The sequence below is a fragment of the Cognatundibacterium crateris genome, assembly GCF_010078235.1.
Classification (GTDB): domain Bacteria; phylum Pseudomonadota; class Gammaproteobacteria; order Burkholderiales; family Burkholderiaceae_D; genus Undibacterium; species Undibacterium crateris.
In genome coordinates, this window is the sequence record NZ_JAABOS010000001.1 from 330,218 (window position 1) to 349,862 (window position 19,645).

20 protein-coding genes are annotated in these 19,645 nt (G+C 50.9%); 11 read left to right on the forward strand and 9 right to left on the reverse strand.

What is annotated here, in order from left to right:
• Window positions 1–118: 118 nt before the first annotated feature.
• Complete coding sequence (locus EYB48_RS01425; protein WP_162018490.1) at window positions 119–328, reverse strand: hypothetical protein; 210 nt, start codon at window positions 326–328, stop codon at window positions 119–121.
• Between the two features lie 410 nt (window positions 329–738).
• On the opposite strand from EYB48_RS01425, the gene EYB48_RS19405 reads away from it, so the two are divergent.
• Window positions 739–2,397, forward strand: a complete 1,659-nt coding sequence (locus EYB48_RS19405; protein ID WP_162018491.1) for a methyl-accepting chemotaxis protein — start codon at window positions 739–741, stop codon at window positions 2,395–2,397.
• Window positions 2,398–2,515: 118 nt separating this feature from the next.
• Here EYB48_RS19405 and bufB read toward each other — a convergent pair whose 3' ends face one another.
• Together bufB and bufA2 are read right to left on the reverse strand one after the other, a co-directional pair.
• Window positions 2,516–4,216 carry an MNIO family bufferin maturase gene (gene bufB / locus EYB48_RS01435; protein ID WP_235934836.1) on the reverse strand — a complete coding sequence of 567 codons (1,701 nt, stop codon included), beginning with the start codon at window positions 4,214–4,216 and terminating at the stop codon, window positions 2,516–2,518.
• A gap of 109 nt (window positions 4,217–4,325) precedes the next feature.
• On the reverse strand, window positions 4,326–4,604 hold the full coding sequence (bufA2, locus tag EYB48_RS01440) for a BufA2 family periplasmic bufferin-type metallophore (RefSeq protein ID WP_162018493.1): 279 nt from the start codon (window positions 4,602–4,604) through the stop codon (window positions 4,326–4,328).
• An 810-nt stretch (window positions 4,605–5,414) separates the two neighbouring features.
• Here bufA2 and EYB48_RS01445 point away from each other — a divergent pair.
• The 7 genes from EYB48_RS01445 (at window position 5,415) to EYB48_RS01475 (ending at window position 11,127) form a co-directional block, all read left to right on the forward strand.
• Window positions 5,415–6,119, forward strand: a complete 705-nt coding sequence (locus EYB48_RS01445) for a type 1 glutamine amidotransferase domain-containing protein (protein ID WP_162018494.1) — start codon at window positions 5,415–5,417, stop codon at window positions 6,117–6,119.
• Window positions 6,120–6,225: 106 nt separating this feature from the next.
• Window positions 6,226–7,266: an SLAC1 family transporter gene (locus tag EYB48_RS01450; RefSeq protein ID WP_162018495.1), complete on the forward strand. Its 1,041-nt coding sequence runs from the start codon at window positions 6,226–6,228 to the stop codon at window positions 7,264–7,266.
• 114 nt (window positions 7,267–7,380) lie between these two features.
• Window positions 7,381–7,770 (forward strand): DUF4437 domain-containing protein, encoded by a 390-nt coding sequence (locus EYB48_RS01455; protein WP_162018496.1) that lies wholly within the window; start codon window positions 7,381–7,383, stop codon window positions 7,768–7,770.
• A gap of 115 nt (window positions 7,771–7,885) precedes the next feature.
• Complete coding sequence (locus EYB48_RS01460; protein ID WP_162018497.1) at window positions 7,886–8,602, forward strand: SDR family NAD(P)-dependent oxidoreductase; 717 nt, start codon at window positions 7,886–7,888, stop codon at window positions 8,600–8,602.
• On the forward strand, window positions 8,599–9,669 hold the full coding sequence (locus EYB48_RS01465; RefSeq protein WP_162018498.1) for a flavin monoamine oxidase family protein: 1,071 nt from the start codon (window positions 8,599–8,601) through the stop codon (window positions 9,667–9,669). The genes EYB48_RS01460 and EYB48_RS01465 overlap by 4 nt, the downstream gene beginning before the upstream one ends.
• Before the next feature lie 191 nt (window positions 9,670–9,860).
• The gene (locus EYB48_RS01470; protein ID WP_456243314.1) at window positions 9,861–10,532 is read left to right on the forward strand and encodes a cupin domain-containing protein; all 672 of its coding nucleotides are present in this window, start codon (window positions 9,861–9,863) and stop codon (window positions 10,530–10,532) included.
• Between the two features lie 7 nt (window positions 10,533–10,539).
• The gene (locus EYB48_RS01475) at window positions 10,540–11,127 is read left to right on the forward strand and encodes a TetR/AcrR family transcriptional regulator (RefSeq protein WP_162018499.1); all 588 of its coding nucleotides are present in this window, start codon (window positions 10,540–10,542) and stop codon (window positions 11,125–11,127) included.
• Between the two features lie 97 nt (window positions 11,128–11,224).
• On the opposite strand, the gene EYB48_RS01480 is transcribed toward EYB48_RS01475, so the two are convergent.
• The 6 genes from EYB48_RS01480 to EYB48_RS01505 form a co-directional block, all read right to left on the reverse strand.
• On the reverse strand, window positions 11,225–11,767 hold the full coding sequence (locus EYB48_RS01480) for a hypothetical protein (protein ID WP_162018500.1): 543 nt from the start codon (window positions 11,765–11,767) through the stop codon (window positions 11,225–11,227).
• A gap of 238 nt (window positions 11,768–12,005) precedes the next feature.
• A complete protein-coding gene (locus EYB48_RS01485) occupies window positions 12,006–12,725 on the reverse strand; it encodes a Crp/Fnr family transcriptional regulator (protein WP_162018501.1) in 720 nt (239 codons plus the stop codon).
• Window positions 12,726–12,945: 220 nt separating this feature from the next.
• Window positions 12,946–13,659: a Crp/Fnr family transcriptional regulator gene (locus EYB48_RS01490; protein WP_162018502.1), complete on the reverse strand. Its 714-nt coding sequence runs from the start codon at window positions 13,657–13,659 to the stop codon at window positions 12,946–12,948.
• Between the two features lie 43 nt (window positions 13,660–13,702).
• The gene (locus EYB48_RS01495) at window positions 13,703–13,855 is read right to left on the reverse strand and encodes a DUF3309 family protein (protein WP_162018503.1); all 153 of its coding nucleotides are present in this window, start codon (window positions 13,853–13,855) and stop codon (window positions 13,703–13,705) included.
• Window positions 13,852–14,166: a sll1863 family stress response protein gene (locus tag EYB48_RS01500; protein ID WP_162018504.1), complete on the reverse strand. Its 315-nt coding sequence runs from the start codon at window positions 14,164–14,166 to the stop codon at window positions 13,852–13,854. The genes EYB48_RS01495 and EYB48_RS01500 overlap by 4 nt, the downstream gene beginning before the upstream one ends.
• A 52-nt stretch (window positions 14,167–14,218) precedes the next feature.
• Complete coding sequence (locus EYB48_RS01505) at window positions 14,219–14,722, reverse strand: hypothetical protein (RefSeq protein WP_162018505.1); 504 nt, start codon at window positions 14,720–14,722, stop codon at window positions 14,219–14,221.
• Between the two features lie 280 nt (window positions 14,723–15,002).
• Between EYB48_RS01505 and EYB48_RS01510 the strand changes: the two genes are divergently transcribed.
• The 3 genes from EYB48_RS01510 (at window position 15,003) to EYB48_RS01520 (ending at window position 19,626) form a co-directional block, all read left to right on the forward strand.
• Window positions 15,003–15,662: a hypothetical protein gene (locus EYB48_RS01510; protein WP_162018506.1), complete on the forward strand. Its 660-nt coding sequence runs from the start codon at window positions 15,003–15,005 to the stop codon at window positions 15,660–15,662.
• Window positions 15,663–15,711: 49 nt separating this feature from the next.
• Window positions 15,712–16,752, forward strand: coding sequence for a zinc-dependent alcohol dehydrogenase (locus tag EYB48_RS01515; RefSeq protein ID WP_162018507.1), 1,041 nt, complete (start codon window positions 15,712–15,714; stop codon window positions 16,750–16,752).
• A gap of 141 nt (window positions 16,753–16,893) precedes the next feature.
• Window positions 16,894–19,626: a cation-translocating P-type ATPase gene (locus EYB48_RS01520; protein ID WP_235934837.1), complete on the forward strand. Its 2,733-nt coding sequence runs from the start codon at window positions 16,894–16,896 to the stop codon at window positions 19,624–19,626.
• Window positions 19,627–19,645 lie beyond the last annotated feature (19 nt).

A 19,645-nucleotide genomic window follows, 5' to 3' on the forward strand; every position in this document is an offset into this window, starting at 1 on the left:
ATGGCAGCGACCCGCACGGCAATAACAACCGGACCGACGAGGGCGAAGCTGGGCACTGACGTGCATTCAGCCGTGCCTGGATTGCAGTACGTAATGACAGCTTAGACATCGCCAGGCTCTAAGACGACAAGGCCGAAGATGCGGCCGATTTACCAAAACCCGCCGTGCTGGCGCAAGCTAAAACAGAGCAGGCTACCGAGGCAGGCCAGGGCAAATCTACCAGACCTAAGCGTGGTGCGGCTGTCAGGCCGGAATAGGGCGCCAGGCCGCGCCACATAAGGGACTCTGCCAGTTCGGCTGGCTCAGCTCTGGCCTCAGCCTCAGCCATGCATAGCAGCGATAAGTGCGGTCCGGTACTGCTGCTATGCTACATCCCGCATCCTATAATCCGCATCCCAGATGCGGAATCTGCGACACCTCATCAGAACAATTGTCAACTCTGTTGAAATACCAACTAATTAACACAAATCAACTTTTTATCTGTGATATCTGCTGATATTGTTTCTTTAAGGAAATCAATAAGGCAGACCGCGCTGTACCTGGCCATTCTTTACCTCGGAATACTGTACTCAGCTTGATTTGTGCCAATGAATTTCCTACTCTGTAACGCTGTGTAACTAAGAATTTTTGATGTTTAACATGATTTAAAAAGTGTCAGGCATGCTGCACGTTACCCATGTCTGCGTCGTTTTTTTGTTTCTGGCATGACGCTTGTTCTGTCTCCTGAGGGGAATTGAAATGAATATCGCAAACATAAAAATTGGCGCACGTCTGGGGCTAGGGTTCGGATTCATCCTGTTGCTGCTGGTTTGTGTCGCTGGCTTGGGCATCTACAGCATGGCAAAAAGCGATGCCGCTTTGCGCCACATTGTCGAGGTGAATGTCAAAAAATCGGCCTATCTGGAAAAAATGGAAGGCTCTGTGCATGTGGTATCGCGCGTGATACGGACCATCGCGTTGTTATCGGATGAGAATGCCGCCAACGCCCAGCGACAAAAAATTCTCGACGTACGCAAGACTTACAATGAGGCCCTTGAAGCCCTGGAAAAAATGCCTTTAGACGAGGAGGATAAGGGACATTTAGCCAAGATCAAAGAATTCCAGCTTGCTGCACGCGCACTGAATGAAAAATTCATCGAATTGGCGAAAACGGATAAAGACGCCGCAGTGCAATTTCTGTTGAAAGACGTGGTGCCAGCCAATAATCACTGGCAGGAAGCGATGGAGGAGTTCGGCGAATTACAGCGACAAGACAATCAGAAAGATGAAGAGGCGGCAGTAGAAAATTATCAGGCTGCGCGGCTGGTCATGCTGGTGATCACCACGCTTGCGGTGCTGGCAGGTGTCCTGTTTGGATGGTTAATCTCCCGCTCAATCACTCAGCCGATAGCTGCTGCAGTCAAAATTGCTCAAACCGTCGCTGTGGGGAATCTGACTAGCCAGATTGAGGTCAAATCTCATGACGAAGTCGGCGACTTGTTGCAGGCTTTGAAGGAAATGACGGCTTCCCTGCAAACGATAGTCAGTCAGGTGCGTGCCGGGACTGAATCCATAGCGGGGGCTTCTTCGGAAATCGCCAGCGGGAATATGGACTTGTCTTCGCGCACAGAACAACAAGCTGGCTCGCTGGAAGAAACTGCCTCGTCGTTGGAAGAGCTGACGTCCACTGTGCAGCAGAATTCGGATAACGCACGACAAGCCAGTAGCCTGGCAAAAACGGCATCGGATGTGGCTGGCCGTGGTGGTGAGGTGGTGTCTGAAGTGGTCGATACCATGACGTCGATTAATGAATCCTCACGCAAAATTGTGGACATCATCAGTGTGATTGACGGCATCGCCTTTCAAACCAATATCCTGGCATTGAATGCGGCAGTCGAAGCAGCGCGCGCTGGTGAGCAGGGCCGCGGCTTTGCTGTGGTTGCGTCAGAAGTGCGGAACCTGGCACAACGCAGTGCCAGTGCCGCCAAGGAAATCAAGGCCTTGATTAGCGATTCAGTTGAAAAAGTCGATGCTGGCAGCCGCCTGGTGGAGCGCGCAGGCAACACCATGAATGAGGTCGTAGTCAGCGTCAAGCGGATGACGGATGTGGTGGCTGAAATCGCAGCCGCAACACAAGAGCAAACGACGGGAATTTCACAGATTAATATCGCTGTGTCTGAAATGGATAATGTGACGCAAAAGAACGCCGCCCTGGTGGAAGAGGCAGCTGCTGCGGCAGGTGCGATGCAGGAACAGGCGAGGGCTCTGGCCAAGCTTGTGAGCACATTTATCATCGATGGCGCACAGACTCTGGCTGCGGCCCCTGTGGTGTCTGGCCGTTCCGCAGTACGTGTTCACGCCAGCCAGGAAAAGCCGTCTCTACGAAAAGTCGGTGCGCAACTGAGGCTGTCGACCTGAACAGGTGGCGTACAAACCTCGTGCGGCAGAGTTGGCAAACAGGCGCAGGCTTAGTTTGGCCGGAAGCGTGTTAATGATGGATTAGCCCCGCCGCAAGCGGGGCTTTTTTGAACCAGACTTAGCGCCGGAAAAATTCTTGCTCCCAGCATTGCTGCAACCATAAGCCCAGCTGTGCCGGATCGCTAGCGCTGCCGGCTTGTTCAGCGTAGTGCGCTATGCTCAGACCGGGTTGCTGCAGCGCCTTCAGGAAATGTGCTTCTTGTGGCTCCAGGCTGCAAAAGTGTGGCTGCCAGCCTTTACGCCATACTGCCAGACTCAGCGGCTGTTCACTATAGCTGGCCTCAGGCACTTCCTGATCATCCACAATGGCGCGCCAGATGTGCAAGGCATTCGAGTACTGGTTCAAAAAGCGCAAGGTGGGATGCAGTATCGGCCATTGCTGAAGGCAGCTGTCTGCACCGCCAGCGAGGATGGCGGCACTGTTCCAGGCAGGATGATCTGCTGCATCAAACACGCAGCGTAAAGCCCACTCTAGCTCGCCTAATTCGTACAGCACGGGATGTTCTGGATAGCACAAGGCCAGATGCGCCGCAAAATGCTCGCCATAACTGCCTAAATGTTCCCCCCGTGGCGGATGTTGTTCTGCATATGCACGTGCCAGCTCGTCAAAGTGCTCGCTGCCTACATACAGCAGGGTGTTGGGGAAATGGTCGGCCAGCACCTCGCTCAAACGCGCACGATACGCGTTGTGATAGATCTCCAGCCCGCGATGGCCGGGCAAGGGGGCACCAGCGTCTAACAGTCGGGGCAGATCCTGTTCAGTCGGGATGCAGGCCGGAGCCAGGATCAGCTCGCTCAGCAGGCTTTGCGTGATGGCGAGTGCCGTCTGCACAGCATGCGCATGCTGGACAGATGTGTTGCTGAACTGTATTCCGGCGGCTAGCTTGGGACTATTTGCGTCAGGTAGCGGCTGCGATGTACTGCCGCTGGCCGCAATATCGCGCACCCGCTGCAATTCAGCCAGCAGCTCAGGCAGCGGCGGGATGTGATCATCTCTTTCTATCATGGTTGCGGTAGGCCCAAACAGCGTGCACGCTTGTGCGTACAGTGCAAACACTTCATCACGGATAGGGTGGTCATGGGTATCGATGATGAAGTCGCCGCTCAAGGAGTGTCCGGCCAGATGGATCTGGCGCACCCGTTCCGCGGGCAGAGCCTGAAGATAAGCCAATGCATCAAAGCCGTGATTGACGCTGCTGACGTAGATATTGTTGACATCGACCAGCAATTCGCAATCGGCTTCATTGGCGACATAGTTGAGAAATTCCCATTCTGTGCGACCTGAAGCCGGGAAGCGCAGGTAGCTGGAAACGTTTTCCAGCACCAAGCGTCTTTGCAACACATCCTGGGCCTGATGAATATGGCTGATTAAAAGCTGAGCCGCTTCCTCGGTATAGGGCAGGGGATACAGATCGTGTAAGGCATGCGTGGCGGTGCCGGTCCAGCACAGATGGTCAGATACCCAGAGTGGCTCTATGCGTTCAGCCAGGGCGCGTACTTTCTTGAGGTAATCCGTATTCAGCCCATGTGCCGCGCCGATAGACATCGCGACCCCATGCAAGGCGATAGGATAATCCTGGCGGAAGCGCTCCAGCATCATCAGTGGCTTCCCGCCCGCCACCAGAAAATTATCGGTGATGACCTCCAGCCAGTCGACCGGCTGCAAGCTGGACAGGAAATCCTGATAGTGCACAGTGCGTAAACCCAGTCCAAAACCAGGTGAGCTGCGTTGCGGGCCGATTCCTGGTAACCGGGGCAAATTGCTGTTGCGGTTCATAGCAGAGGAAGAAATAGTGGAAATGGATCTGGCATGGCAGCCAGATCCGGGAAACGCTGAAAGCGCTTGAAATGCCCTGAAAATACCGCGATCAGAGGTCGCCGATCACGCCTTTTTTGTCGAAGCAGGCTTTAGCGCTGACCGCTTTAAAACCATGACCTTTACATGCATTTTGGCCCTTGCATGCATGTTCAGCGGTCTTGCAATCGCTGTTTCCTTTGCAGTCATGGATGTTGTAGCAATGTACTTTGTCATCAGCACCAACTGCTTTACCAGATGAACCTTTAGGGGCATCTGCAGCACCGGCGACGCCAGCTAAAGCAAATGCAGTTGCAGCGAGCAAGAAAGCGGACGAGGTCTTAACGGACATGTGAGTCTCCAAATATGTTCAGTAGCAACAGCACCATGCCGTCACTTACTGCTTCTTTAGTCGTCCCCGATTGCAGATACTTACAGCCAAAATAAAAATATTTAAAAGAACTTTTCCGGATGCTAAGCACAGCTTTTTCCTTGCAGCTAAAGGAGGGCGTATCTGTGTATGCATTTAAAGAGTGCCAATACAGGGTAAGCAATCCTGCTCACCTGAGATTGATGCTAACCAAGCTGAACAAGCTGAACTTCAGCACGTTGCCAGTCCTTGTGCGTGATGGTGCACCACAGTTGGCGATTTTAGCGCCGCAGTTTTTTTGACGATGGGAAGGCAGTATGTTTAGTGCTGGCTTAGCTCTTTGCTGCGCACACTAAGCGCTGGCTCAGGTGCTGCTGGCTGACAGCACGGCAATAGGAAAGTAGCTTACCTCGTATACCGTCTGGATATCCTGCTATTCGTAGCTGAAAAATTTTTCTTCAAGGCGCTTGACAAGCATAGCAGGGCCAATTAATATGCCTACCAACTAGTCGGCACAATGGCTAATAAGAAGTGATGAGCATGAATGAAAACCATGTCATCTGCGTACATGCTGTATTGGAGTTTGATGGATCTGTATTGGACCTGCCTTGGTCTCTTATAGAATCTAATTTACAGGCTCTTGTCAGGACAGATTTGCGGCTGGCGATATATTTTAAAAGCTCAAAATTTTTTAATTAGTGAGGCTACCAACTAGTCGGATTGGTTGTTGCGTAACTTATCTCTCGCATACAGCTGATTTTAATTATCTCAATTACTTTACAAGGAATGATCATGAAAGCAACTGGCAACAAACAAAAACGCGTACTCCTGGTGATGAGTTCACTCGACGAAATGGGCATCAGCGGTAAGCATACCGGTACCTGGTTCACAGAATTGGCAGCACCTTATTACATCCTGACAGAAGCTGGCTATGAAGTGGTGTTGGCATCTCCTGAAGGCGGCGAAGCGCCTATCGATCTGCTCAGCCATAAGGTTCCTTTCACGACTGAATACACAGAACGCTTCCTGAAAGATCCGGTCGCGCTGTATGCCGCCCGTAATACCCGCAAGTTGCGCAATATCGACTACGACGGCTTTGATGCGCTGTTTGTTCCAGGTGGTTACGGTCTGCTGTGGGACCTGGCTTCGGATTCGCATTTGATCAGGATGATCAAGGAATTCCATGCTGAACAGCGTCCTATCGCGATGGTTTGCCACGCTCCGGCCATCCTGCGTGATGTGAAGAAAGACAATGGCGAGTACCTGGTGAAAGGTGTGAGTCTGACTGGTTTCAAAAACGCCGAAGACGCAGAAATCGAGCTCGACAAGCACTTACTGTTCTCGCTGGAAGATGAGCTGAAAAACCGTGGTGCGAACTATCTGAGCAAAGCGAACTGGGAGCCTAACGTGGTCGTCGATGGTCCTTTGATGACAGGCCAGAGCCCAGCTTCTGCGGCACCACTGGCACAGGCATTGGCTGAGCGTCTGAAAGCTTAAGTTCGTAACTGACCGATAGCAAAGCTGATCCCGGATCGCGATTTCCAACGTGATCCGGGATCTGGGCAGATATTGCAAAGCAGATTGACCTGACAGAGGACGCATCATGCATACCAGCCAGCAGCCTGAACAGCACAAGCAGACTTCGCTGAACATCAGTGTTGAAACAAGTGAGCAGGTTCCTACTCTGCCGGTCGCTTATTTTGGCATGGCGGTCGGCACACTGGCATTCAGCCAGACCTGGCGTGTCGCTGAGCGGGGAATTCGCTTTCCTTTGGAATTCTCTGCCTATCTGGGTGCAGTCGGGCTTGCTATCTGGTCCGTGCTGTTGCTCGCATATGTCGGTAAATGGCTGTTACACACCGGTTTAGCTAAACAGGAAATGCTGCATCCTTTGCAATCTTCTTTAGCAGCACTAGGGCCAATTTCCAGTCTGCTGGCAGCCATCGTTGTGCAACCGTGGTCCAGAACGTTTGGTTTGTTGATCCTGTTGTTTGCTTTGGGATGGCAAACCCTGTTGGGATTCTGGATTTATGGACGATTCTGGAAGGGCGGCAGGGTGCCAGACAGTATCACCGCTGCCATCTATCTGCCTGCGGTTGCGCAGAATTTCGTTGCGGGGCTGGCGGTAACTGCATACGGATGGCAGGAATTAGGCAGTCTGTTATTCGGCGCCGGTTTTTTCTCCTGGCTGGCATTGGAGTCCATGATAGTCAGCCGGGCTGCGCTACATGCACCGATTGCGAGTGAACAACGGCCTTTGCTGGGCATACAGATGGCACCGGCAGTGGTGGCAGGGCTGACGTATACCAGCCTGCGCCCGGAAAACGCAGACATGTTTGCGCTGATGTTACTGGGCTATGGCTTATATCAGTTTGCCTTGCTATTGAGGCTGCTGCCTTGGATTTTGCAGCAAGCTTTTGTACCGTCTTACTGGTCATTCAGCTTTGGTATTGCGGCTTTGGCTAACCTCGCTTTACGTATCGCGGAACATACACAAACCGAGCTGATGCGCGTGTTGTCGTATGGATTGCTCACGATAGCAAGTGTGGTGATCCTGAATCTGCTATCCGGCACGGCATACCTGATCTGGCAGCGCAAATTTGTGGTGTTTGTGAACTACGGTACTCAACAAAATTCTCAGTAAATTTATATCTTCTTTAGGGAGTCAATGATGTCGATCTTAACTAGTACTACAGCAACTTCAGCAGCAAATTCAGCAGCAAAAAAATTAGTCACTGCACTCATAGGTGCCTTAGTTATGACGGTGGCCAGTGCCGCACCCGCTGCGTCCGGCGATATGCTGGTCAAACCATTTGAGCAATTGCAGTTCTCTGAAAAAGTACCTGGCAATCCACAGATATCGCCGGTCAAGGGTATTCCCGAAACGCAGCCATCTTCGATCGTGATGAAAATGGGACGTGGCGCTTTTACTTTGCATACCCACACCGCGAATTATCAACTGGTTGTGATTAAAGGCGTCATGAAACACTGGGATGAAAAAGGCAGCCAGAAGTCTGCACCGAAAATGGGGCCGGGCAGTTACTGGTACCAGCCGGCGGGGCAGGTGCATGGTGATGCATGTGAGAGTAACGAGTGCGTCTGGTTTATTACATTTGACGGACCAAGGGACTTTGCTGTTCATCAGTAAGCGCGTAGTCTGCGAGAAGGGGATGCCAGCCAATGCATGACGGCCCGGCATCCTCCCATTGAAGCGAATCAGGCGCGGGCAGTCATCAGTTAAACTCAGAAAACACAGGCAAATCATGGACACAGAACAGAACAAATTTACAGTGAGCGATGCGCCGCGCAGCATCCTGATTGCGGGGTATAGCGCGGGATTGGGTGTTTCATTGGAAAAGCGTTTTCAGCAGGCAGGCTATGAAGTCATCACCGTGGCCCGTCATCCATCTGCGACTGTGCAATGCGACCTGACAGACGCAGAGGCAACAGCAGCATTGTTTGCCAGACTGGATCAGTCGGCTCCACCTTTAGCTGGCGTGATTCATAATGCGATGGAGTTTCTGCGCAGCCCTATGCTGGAAACCACTGCGCTACAAATGGAATCAGTCTGGCGATCTATGGTGCTGACTGCTTTTAATCTGGCGCAACAGGCTGTACCGCGCCTCGCGCAGCAAGGCGGTGGCAGTATCTTGTTTTCCGGTGCATCCGGAAGTCTGCGTGCCGGGGCCGGATTTTCTGCCTTCAGTTCCGCTAAATTTGCCTTACGTGGTTTCGTACAGGCATTGGCACGCGAACACGGTCAACATGGCATACATGCCGCTCATATCGTGATCGACGGCTTGATACGCTCAGAAAAAACGGCATTGCGTTTTCCAGGCGCAGATCCTGTCAATATGATAGATCCGGATGCGCTGGCCGCACAGTATTTCAATTTGTTTCATCAGGAGGCCAGTGTCTGGTCGCAAGAAATCGACATCCGTCCGCAGGACGCCCATGTCGAGTTAAGGAGCGCAACATGAGCGCGCCAGTTGTAGTTATCGGTGCCGGACTGAGTGGTTTATATGCGGCCTCGCAGCTCTGTGCAGCGGGACGTAAAGTCATACTGGTCGAGGCTCGCGCACGTTTGGGCGGCCGTATTCTCGCGGGAAACATCCCCGAACTAGGGGCATCTTGTGATCTGGGTCCTACCTGGTACTGGCCACAATGGAATCCACGTGTCAGTGCTTTGCTCAGAAAAGCGGGGATCGCGACTTTTGCCCAATATCAGACCGGTGACGACTTGATTGAATTGCGCGACAGGGGGCTAATTCAACAGAAAAAAGACCCGCGTTATGCCAATGATTCTTACAGGGTGCGTGGTGGAATGACGGCCTTGCTGCATTATCTGAGTGATAGCTTGCATGGCGTTGATATTAAACTCAATACAAAACTGATCAGTATGCGCCTGCAGGAGGGCGATGGCATAGACTTGACACTGGAGCAGAATGGCGTGTGCCTTCATCTGCATGCATCTGAAGTGATCAGTACCATTCCTCCCAGACTGCTGGCGGAAACGGTGAATGCTGATCCACCATGGCCAATTGAAACACTGCAATCCTGGAAGCGAACACCAACCTGGATGGCGCCACACGCAAAATTTGTAGCATGCTATGAAAAACCGTTCTGGCGTGACGCTGGCTTATCTGGCGATGCCATGAGTGAAATTGGGCCACTGAGTGAAATCCATGATGCGTCCGATACGGCCTATGCTTTATTTGGTTTCGTTGGTTTTTCTTCTGCGCAACGATCACGGCTGGGCGAGAAACAGTTAAGTGACATGGCCTTAAAACAGTTAGGGCGTTTGTTTGGTGAGGCGGCACTGACACCGATTGCCAGTCATCTCAAAGATTGGACCACGGATGCCTGGACAGCAACCCCTTTAGATGCAGCCGCATTGCGCTCTCATCCTGTTTACCAACGCCCCGATCTGCCCCAAGCGTGGAGGCGTAACTTATTTCTGGCTGGTGCTGAATTTGCGCCTACCCACGGGGGCTTTCTTGAAGGTGCGTTGGAGGCTGCAGAAAATGCTTTGCTCAGTTGTCAATGAAAGACTGAAATTTGTCAGTAAAACGGGTTTTTAAGTGAGGCAAGACTAGGGCATAAGGCTCTGACACAGCTCTATCGCAGGGTGAAATTACTATTTCCATTGGGTGGGCTGATCTTGCATTTCCTTACGACAGACATTGTTTGTTGGGGTACACATTGAGTGACTACCGATTACTTGGTATAATGAGGCTTATGATGAAACTACATTCCGATTTATCTCTTCGTGCAATTGTACAAACGCAGGATTTGCCCTGGGTAGATTCTCCGGTAGCCGGAGTGCAACGCAAGTTAATCGAGCGTGACGGCGAGGAGGTCGCGCGTGCTACCAGCCTGGTCAGATATGCCGCTGGTATGCAGTTTTTTAGCCATGAGCATGAACTGGGAGAGGAATTTCTGGTTCTGGAAGGCGACTTTAACGATGAATACGGCAGCTACGGGCCGGGTAGCTATGTGAAAAATCCGCCAGGCTCAAAACATACGCCATTTACCGTGCACGGTTGTACTATTTGGGTCAAATTACGCCATATGGACAGACGGGATTCGATACGTACCGTGATCGATACCACGACCGCAGCCTGGCAAGCTGGTAACGTCCCCGGCCTGTCAGTTTTGCCTTTGTCTGAATTTGAAACGACGCATACTGCTTTAGTACGTTGGGCACCTGGCACCCAATTCAAACCGCACCGCCATTTTGGTGGTGAAGAGATCTTTGTGCTCGAAGGTGTATTTCAGGATGAATTCGGAGATTATCCGGCCGGAACCTGGATCCGAAGTCCGCATATGAGTTCACACACTCCTTACAGCGAACCAGGCTGTCTGATTTTGGTTAAAATCGGTCACTTGTCAGCGACAGACTATACATAAATTTGATATGAAACACTTTTCAGAAATCTCGGCAACTGCCGAACGTGTGGTGGATGCAGCCGAAGGGCTGATACAGGCACGTGGCTATAACGGATTTTCCTATGATGACGTAGCCCGGCTGGTCGGTATCAAGAAGCCCAGCATTCATCATCATTTTGCGACCAAAAGCGAACTCGCGGCTGTCGTAGCGCAGCGTTATACGCATCGCTTTAAAGAGTTGTTACTGCAGATAGAAGGCCGTAGCGTGAAGGCTGGGGAACGCCTGTCAGCCTATGCTGCTTTGTTTGAAAAAACCTTCAGCACAGATAAGCATTTGTGCGTTTGTGGCATGCTGGGTGCTGAATCGAGCTCGTTGCCAGAGATCGTGAATCATGAGGTACAACGGTTTTTCGATGCGAATCTGGATTGGCTGACGCAGATTGCCGATGATGGTCAGCGTGCCGGTCAATTGACTTCAAAGCTGAGCCCACAACACATCGCTGAGACCTATCTGTCATTACTGGAAGGGGCGATGGTGGTCGGCCGTGGCATGCAGAAAGCAAGTGGCCCCGCCGTCGTTGCGGATCATTTCCTGCAAACCCTGACCGTCAATTAATCGCGCAGTTAATCGCTAAATAAATCTGTAGGGGTTTGTACACGCGACTATGCAGACTCTAAACGAGGTCGGGTATCTGAGTGAAGCCCGACTTCGTTTATGTCGCAACAGCTGAATTTGTAAATATGCGGATGCTGTCAAATTGCAGATGGTGCATGAATTCGCGCAGTATCAGCAAACGCATGGCAAAGGCATTGTCTTCTGGTATGCCCTCAGAACTGGCCGGTTTTCCTTGTATTACTGCAGCCAGCCGGCTGAATACACGTTCCATCGCGTCTATGTGCAGCAGCATTTGCTCACTTTCCGGAACCCCGGCAAGCAGTGCAATTGCTTTCAGCTCAAGACTATCAGTCACCAGCACCGAATTCTTTTCTATCAAACGATGTATGCGTATGATTTCATCTTCGATCGGCTCTATCGCCATTTCGAACTCACTACGTTGGGGCGGCGTGTGACGTAGCAATTCACGGGCAGAACGTTCTGCACCTATCTCCAGCTGTAATACCATTGCCTCCGGCGTCGTACTGGCAACCATCGTGTGTTCAGCTTCTATGTCGAGCAAAGTCAATGCAGCGCCAGACTGTGACTGAGCGCGAATGACCGCCATGCGTGTTTGGTATTTTTCCTTTAAGTTACTCATAAATATCCCATTATTCACTTGGTTTTATATCCGGCTCAGGCTGAATTGTGTCGCCAGGCTTTGAATTTCGAAGTTATAAACTAGTTTAATATATTTCATTATGCCGACTAGTTGGTAGATATGATAATCGGGGAGCATGCCCCTGTCAATGGTTTCCTTGAGTAAAGATGAATGCGTAGCCCAGCCTGAACTACGCTCGCATTGTATTCATTTCATACCAGAGCTAAGCAGCCAGAACTCAGGTGGCCATCTGTTGAGGTAGCAGCCGTTCATATTCTTTTTTAACGACCAGATAGCATTCACAAGTGCGCTTTTCTAATCCTACACGGTCGATAACGGTGATGTGGCCACGGCTGTAGCGTATCAAACCTGCATTCTGTAATTTTAATGCTGCTTCAGTGACGCCTTCACGTCTGACCCCCAGCATGTTGGCGATCAGCTCCTGGGTCATATTGAGATTCACACTGGACAGGCGATCCAGACTGAGCAATAACCAGCGGCATAATTGTTTATCCAGTGTGTGGTGACGGTTACATACTGCCGTCTGCGCCATCTGCGTGATCAAAGCTTGCGTATACCTTAACAACAGATGCTGCACCGGGCCGGCTTTATTAAATACTTCTTTGATGCAGTTAGCTGGCAAGCGATAACCATAGCCTGCGCTTTGTACCACTGCACGGCTGGGCGTGGTTTCTCCACCCATAAACAGAGATACACCAACCACGCCTTCATTGCCAACCACTGCAATTTCAGCTGATCCTCCATCTTCCAGTACATACAACAGGGAAACGATAGACGTGATAGGAAAATACACATAATTCTGAGTCCCCCCAGATTCGTAGAGTACCCGTCCCAGCGTCATGTCGAAGTAATCCAGTTTCGGCAGCATTGTTTCCAGAATAGCCGGTGGAATGCAAGCAAGTAAGTGATTTTTTTGGATGTCGATGAGTGTTTTCATATTCTTCCTTAGAGTCAAAGTAGCTTCTGATCCTATGTAAATGCCTCCATAAAAATCAGAAAAGTAACGGAAAGGAGCAGGCAGTATTATGCAACTAACACGGCTGTAGATATGTTGGTTATCGCACATATGACAATATATTCATGCGGGCTCAGACAATTACTCAAATGCAGGCTTGCTCAGTTATGAAACAGAATAATCTGGAATCAGGGTTTAGCCTTTAGCCTTTAGGCTTTAGACCTATAGTTAAACGTTCATATTCGTTCTGAATAATTCGATGGCAATCACAGGCAAGTTTTTCCAAACCTGTGTGATCTGTGATGGTCAGTTTGCCGCGACTGTATTCGATCAGGCCTAAGCGCTGTAAATATCCGGCAATAGCAGTCACCCGCTCTCGCCGTGTTCCCAGGGTATTGGCAATATATTGTTGTGTCACCAGCTGTTCTGCGTTCTCATTGTGGCGACTATTTTCTAGCAGATAGCGGCACAATTGCTGCAGCAAACTGTGATGGATGGCGCAGACTGAGATTTGTGCCAGTTGTATAATCAAAGTTTGTGTATATCGTAGCAACAATTGCATGAATGCACCTTGACGATGAAACTCATGTTTCAGGCGATCGCCGGGAACACGATAGGCGTAGCCGCTGTATTGCACTTGTGCTGAGCCAAACGAAACGTTATTGGTGAGGATCAGCGATATACCCAGCATGCCTTCTGCCCCGATAGTGATGACTTCAGAGCATGCTGATCCTTCGCCGCTATAAATTAAAGCAATGATCGCTGTCGTTGGGAAATAGGCGTAGCGTTCGATTCGCCCACTTTCATAAATCAGTTCACCTGCCTGCAGTTCAGTCAGTTCTGCGTCTGCGGTGACACGCATTAATTCATGTTTGGGAAGCGCCTTCAGTAGTCGGTTAGTGATTTGGTATTGCATAGCTTTGGCCCACATGAATAATGATGTGCTTAACCGGCCCTAACTAAAGACGACCGGTGAGCAACATGAAGATAAGAATAATCAATACGACACTCATGAGTCCACTGGGCCCATAACCCCAGCTGCGGCTATGAGGCCAGACCGGGACTATGCCGAGAAGTAGCAGCAATAAAATCAGTAGTAGGATTCCCATCATTTTTCTTCTTTCGTCGATTTGTCAGATTTCAATTCCGCTTTGAAGTAATGCAGGGACGCGATTAAGGCATGGTGTAGCACCTCTGTGCTATCAACCATCTGCTCCCAGCTTGCTTCAGTTGCGACGCGCATGTCGTTTAATTTCTCGTTAATCTGCTTAGCCTGCGCTTTCAGTTTGTTTTTTTCCTCCATGAATCTGGCTTGAGCCTTATTCGCTCTATCTCCAGTCTTATCTTCAAACTCATTCAACATCGTGTTGAGCTTGTCCAAATTTTCCTGCATCTTCAATATATATTCGTCGCGTCGTTTCATGAGTTTCTCCTGTCAGTAAATCCAGAGCTAAAGTATTCGTATCTAATCCGTGTCAGATACGGCTGTATTCGCCTTGCGATCGCTTCCATTGCTGTATTTCGTCCAGCGTGCTGAACGCAACACTATGCGTGGTGGCATCCTTTGTGCCGCTTGTTTTGCAGGTCAGCTCGTATTCAAAACGTCGTAGGGCAGAACTATTGAGTGCAATCCCCAGTAGCACACCAAGCAGCATTCCAGTAATTGCACCAGTCAGCGTACCAAGGGCGATACCTTTTGCCAGCGTGTTGGGTGTTGCATGCGTGATGCCCAGGCGCGAAGCCGCTTCGTGAACATAAAGCGCAGAAATAACAAAACCAAGGCAGGCACCGACGGCCGATCCTGTGATTGAGGTCAATACGTTTGACGGGTAATCCAAAATTGCAAACTGACGTATCACTGAAGTTGGCTGATGAAAAGCAGAAGATTGAGTCGGCACATCCGGGATTTCAGCCATTGAACTACGTGTAACCAATAATTTGCGGAATGCGGGCTGTTCGTGTGGAGGCTGGAGCTGCATAGCTGCCTTTCTTTAGCAAGACAGTACAGAGTTTGCTGTCAGACACAGGGCATGACTGTGCGACTCCACACATTGACAGACATTTTTTGCAAGGGGGAATTTACCGGTAACGCTATGTTTTGTTCGTTATCGAACAGATAAAAATTGTGAACAACTTGAAGCTTGCGTTTAGACGGCCTGGTTGAATTGACTGTGCTGCTCTGGATAACGATGAGTGCATCGGTAAATTAGCTAAGGGTCGGGACATTTCCCAGTTTTTCACAAATGAGGAGTCAGAAAAATGAGTACCAAAAAGCATATTGATGTCGAGGGTAAGCAAGTGATCATATCCGCCTCCATCCCCACAGAAGACGTGCTGGTTCGCTCTAAGACTGGATATATCCCTCAATACCTGACAGATATTTACGGTAAGACTGACAGGGTTTGCAAAGATGTGACGCTGCTAAGGTTGGTCAATCTTTCATTGAAAGATTTTCCCGGATATGAACTGGTCAGTTTAGGAACACCAGTCAATTTTGACGTTGCTCCCACTCATTTGACGCGCGTTGAAATGCATTTCAATGACAAAGATCAAGTGGAGAAATGTCTTAAGGAGATCAATACATCTGACATGATGATACGTTTGCGTGTACAGCCAGCCTGGGATTGGCAAGCCATTATTCGCAATGGACATGATGATGTTGTGCTGCATGTAGGTTGGTATGACACTGTCTATTTTTTGCAATTTAAAGATGTATTTCTTGGCGACTTGCATTGCCGTTATTCCGCCAAATTTGGCTTCGATCCCAAGGATGCAAAAATCACCCATTTCCGTTATGACGAGCGTGGACATCTGGAAATGATTGAATCACACAATGAAAATGAACGTAAGGCCGATGCGATGAAAGATCAGGTTGAATTCTTGCGTGTTTTCCGTGACGGTTCGGTTGAAACCACCTGATCACTTAATCCCCTGTTTTGAATATCCGATCTTTATCTGGGAGCCCATCATGCAAAATCACATGCAGGCAGCGGTAGTAGAACAATTTGGTCAGCCACTGGTGATACAACAGTTACCGATCCCCGTACCCGGCGCTGGCCAGATATTGGTCAGAACAGAAGCATGCGGTGTTTGTCACACTGATCTGCATGCGGCGCAAGGTGACTGGCCAATCAAGCCGGGTCTTCCCTTTATACCTGGTCATGAAGGGATAGGGATAGTCACTGCGCTGGGTGCTGGCGTGACAGCGGTAAAAATGGGTGACCGGGTTGGTGTGCCTTGGTTGTATTCGGCTTGTGGCCATTGTGAATACTGTCTGGCGGCACGCGAGCCGGTCTGCGCCAGTGCGGAGTTTGGCGGTTATACCAAAAATGGGGGATTCGCGGAATACATACTGGCTGATCCGAATTATGTAGCGCACATTCCGGCAAATCTGGCAGCGCGCGATGCAGCTCCATTGATTTGTGCCGGGGTGACCTCGTATAAGGGCATCAAGGAAACCCAGGTGAAACCAGGGGACTGGATTGTTATATCTGGTGTTGGTGGTCTGGGGCACCTGGCAGTGCAATTTGCGAAAGCGATGGGCTTGCACGTGTGTGCGGTGGATATCGATGATGGCAAGCTGGCCCATGCCAGGCGTTTGGGGGCGGATGTCACAGTCAATGTCAGGCAAAACGATGCGATTGCTGTCGTCAGGCAAATGACGGGTGGCGGTGCGCATGGGGTGCTGATTACTGCTCCTTCACTATCCGCTTTCAAGCAAGGCGTGGGGATGACACGCAAATGGGGAACCTGTGTCTTAGTTGGTTTGCCACCAGGTGAGTTTCCTACCCCCTTATTTGATGTGGTGGCGAACTGCATCACCATACGCGGTTCTTTTGTCGGAAATCGTTTGGATATGGCTGAAGCACTCGCTTTTGGTGCTGAAGGCAAGGTGAAGGCGGATATTGAGTTGCAACCGCTGACTGCAATCAACAGTGTTCTGAAGCGTATGGAGCAGGGTGAGATACCCGCACGTGTGGTGCTGGAATTTGGACACCAAGGACACTAAGAAATGCACGACCTAAAGAAGAGGAAGGGCAAGTTGATGTCGCATGCGGATAGGTAGTCTGTGATTGCTTAAGCCGGATACGCCGTCATTGCTCAGGGGAGTTGTATCAGATAAGTTGGGTTTGCCTTTGAAATGGAACGAATGATGAGAGATGCTACGCAAGCAGACGACTTTACTGCCATTGCAGCAGTTGACACTGCAATACCAGTGACCGGTCTGACTGAGGCAGAAGCCCGGCTACGTCTGGCTAAGGGTGGTGCCAATGAAATGCCTGAGCCTTTGCAGCGTAGCATGCTCAGGCTGGCTGCCGAACTGATCTCCGAACCTATGTTTCTATTGCTGTTAGCCTGTGGTGCTGTCTACATGGTGTTGGGGGACTGGCAAGAGGCGCTGATGTTGCTGGGCTTTGTCTTCATCGTGTTGGGGATCAGTTTTGTTCAGCGCCATCGTAGCGAGCAATCAATACGGGCTTTGCGTGATCTGGCCAGCCCGCGTGCAATGGCTGAGCGGGATGGAAAGCTCATCAATATTCTGGCCAGCGAGCTGGTTGTCGGTGACATAATCGTACTGTCTGAGGGCGATCGGGTGCCAGCCGATGCGCAATTGATCAGCGTGTCTAACCTGAGCATTGATGAGTCTATGCTGAGTGGTGAAGCACTGCCTGTGATGAAGCAGTGCGCTGTGCGGAATGCACAAACATCTCAACCATCGTCTCAACAATCAGTTCAACAAACAGAGCCAGAATCAGTACCGGAATCAGCGCAGTACTCAGATAAGTCGCGCTCCTATGCGTATGCCGGCACGATGGTCACAAGTGGCACAGCACGGGCGTTGGTTGTGGCGACGGGTACGCAAAGCGCTCTGGGGCGCATCGGTCTGTCGCTGGCGGGCATTGCACCAGCCTTGACGCCGGTGCAGCAGGAAACTGGGCGGGTCGTTAAATACGCTGCGATGACCGGGCTGGCGCTTGCGACTGCGCTGACGATCTTGTATTGGATTACAAGCGGCGACTGGCTACACAGTGTGTTGGCAGGATTGACTTTGGCAATCGCCGTATTGCCGGAAGAATTACCGCTGGTACTCAGCTTATTTCTCGGCCTGGGCGCATGGCGACTGGCGCGTGAACAGGTGCTGACACGGCAGATATCCGCAGTGGAACTGCTGGGTGCTGCGACCGTGCTATGTGTAGACAAGACTGGTACGCTGACGACTAACCATATGACGGTCATGCGTTTATGGACTTTTGCGGCAGCCTATGACGCCAATCAGGCTGCAACCCAGGCTGCAACCCAGGCCGCTATCGCCCCACTGCAAGAAGAACTGCACGGCATACTTGAGTATGCCGTGCTGGCCAGTCACCGCCGTCCGTTTGATCCTATGGAACTGGCCATTGCAGAAGCTGGACGAAGATTGTTGCTGGGTACTGAACATCTGCATAGCGACTGGGACTTAGTCGAAGACTACCCGCTCGCGCCGGACATGCTGGCGATGTCACGTGTATGGCAGTCACCTGATCATCGTGAACTGATGATCGCCAGCAAGGGCGCTCCCGAAGCTATCGTTGATCTTTGTCACTTTGATGCAGCTCAGGTTGATGCCGTGATGCGGCAGGTGCTTGCCATGGCCAGAGATGGACTGCGGGTGTTAGGCGTAGCCTGTGCGACTTTTCCCAGCGGCGAACTGCCAGATAAGCAGCATGATTTTCATTTCAGCTTCCTTGGGCTGATCGCACTGGAAGACCCGGTGCGGGCGGATGTGCCACAAGCGATTCGTGATTGCCAGGCTGCTGGAATACGGGTTGTCATGCTGACTGGGGATCATCCTGCAACCGCTGTTTCTATCGCAAAACAGGCGGGGATAAATACGGAGTCAGGCGTGATCAGCGGGTCTGAACTGGCTGATATGGATCAAGAAATACTCGCCTTGCGACTGGCAGCCAGTCATATTTACTGTCGTGTACAGCCCGAGCAGAAATTACGATTGGTGCGTGCATTCCAGGCCGCTGGTGAGGTGGTGGCAATGACAGGAGATGGCGTCAATGATGCGCCGGCACTTAAGGCCGCGGATATTGGTGTTGCGATGGGCGCGCGTGGCACAGAAGTAGCGCGTGAAGCGGCAGCAATCGTATTGTTGCGCGATGATTTTTCATCGCTGCTGACCGCAGTTCGCTATGGTCGCCGGGTATTTGCCAATTTACGCAAGGCGATTGTTTTCGTGATTGCGGTTCATGTCCCTATCGTAGGGCTATCCATCATTCCGGTCATGATGGGCTGGCCCATGGTATTAATGCCTGTGCATATCCTATTCCTGCAATTGATCATCGACCCGGCTTGTTCTATCGTATTTGAGGCGCAGCCGCTCGATACTGACGCCATGAAACAGCCACCGCGCCCGAAAACCCAGAAGCTGTTTGATCGCTTTGTATTGACGCGCGGATTCTGGCAAGGACTAGGACTGATGGGGCTTTTGTTACTGGTGTATGGCGTGACCAGAAGTGTTTTGTCTATCGATGTACAGCGTGATCAGTTGGCACGAACTTTGAGCTTCATCGTGCTGGTGTTGGCAAACCTGGCGCTGATTTATGTCAATCTGAGCTGGAGCCGTGGGGTTGGGACGTCTATCAAACGACTTAATTTTCCATTTGTCTGTATTGTTACAGCAAGCCTGGTTGCGCTTGGGCTTGCCTTGTATGTGCCAGCACTGACCAGGCTATTTGCTTTTGCAGAACCGACGCCGGTGATGCTACTTACCGCAATGGCTGTGGCAGGTCTGAGCCTGATGTGGTTTGAATTTATCAAAAATTTGCATGTGGATTACCTGGTGGATAGTCAGCAAGGCATGCGAGAAGGATATTCCGACTCTAAGCCAGCTTAGGTAGCTGCCTTAGAGAACA

Coding starts and splice junctions, on each gene's coding strand:
- EYB48_RS01500 (WP_162018504.1), bottom strand. CDS start 14,166: ATGAAACGACGCGACGAATATATATTGAAGATGCAGGAAAATTTGGAC.
- EYB48_RS01505 (WP_162018505.1), bottom strand. CDS start 14,722: ATGCAGCTCCAGCCTCCACACGAACAGCCCGCATTCCGCAAATTATTG.
- EYB48_RS01425 (WP_162018490.1), bottom strand. CDS start 328: ATGGCTGAGGCTGAGGCCAGAGCTGAGCCAGCCGAACTGGCAGAGTCC.
- EYB48_RS01455 (WP_162018496.1), top strand. CDS start 7,381: ATGACGGTGGCCAGTGCCGCACCCGCTGCGTCCGGCGATATGCTGGTC.
- EYB48_RS01515 (WP_162018507.1), top strand. CDS start 15,712: ATGCAAAATCACATGCAGGCAGCGGTAGTAGAACAATTTGGTCAGCCA.
- EYB48_RS01465 (WP_162018498.1), top strand. CDS start 8,599: ATGAGCGCGCCAGTTGTAGTTATCGGTGCCGGACTGAGTGGTTTATAT.
- EYB48_RS01445 (WP_162018494.1), top strand. CDS start 5,415: ATGAAAGCAACTGGCAACAAACAAAAACGCGTACTCCTGGTGATGAGT.
- EYB48_RS01480 (WP_162018500.1), bottom strand. CDS start 11,767: ATGAGTAACTTAAAGGAAAAATACCAAACACGCATGGCGGTCATTCGC.
- EYB48_RS01495 (WP_162018503.1), bottom strand. CDS start 13,855: ATGATGGGAATCCTACTACTGATTTTATTGCTGCTACTTCTCGGCATA.
- EYB48_RS01460 (WP_162018497.1), top strand. CDS start 7,886: ATGGACACAGAACAGAACAAATTTACAGTGAGCGATGCGCCGCGCAGC.
- EYB48_RS01475 (WP_162018499.1), top strand. CDS start 10,540: ATGAAACACTTTTCAGAAATCTCGGCAACTGCCGAACGTGTGGTGGAT.
- EYB48_RS19405 (WP_162018491.1), top strand. CDS start 739: ATGAATATCGCAAACATAAAAATTGGCGCACGTCTGGGGCTAGGGTTC.
- EYB48_RS01520 (WP_235934837.1), top strand. CDS start 16,894: ATGATGAGAGATGCTACGCAAGCAGACGACTTTACTGCCATTGCAGCA.
- bufA2 (WP_162018493.1), bottom strand. CDS start 4,604: ATGTCCGTTAAGACCTCGTCCGCTTTCTTGCTCGCTGCAACTGCATTT.
- EYB48_RS01470 (WP_456243314.1), top strand. CDS start 9,861: ATGATGAAACTACATTCCGATTTATCTCTTCGTGCAATTGTACAAACG.
- EYB48_RS01510 (WP_162018506.1), top strand. CDS start 15,003: ATGAGTACCAAAAAGCATATTGATGTCGAGGGTAAGCAAGTGATCATA.
- EYB48_RS01485 (WP_162018501.1), bottom strand. CDS start 12,725: ATGAAAACACTCATCGACATCCAAAAAAATCACTTACTTGCTTGCATT.
- EYB48_RS01450 (WP_162018495.1), top strand. CDS start 6,226: ATGCATACCAGCCAGCAGCCTGAACAGCACAAGCAGACTTCGCTGAAC.
- EYB48_RS01490 (WP_162018502.1), bottom strand. CDS start 13,659: ATGCAATACCAAATCACTAACCGACTACTGAAGGCGCTTCCCAAACAT.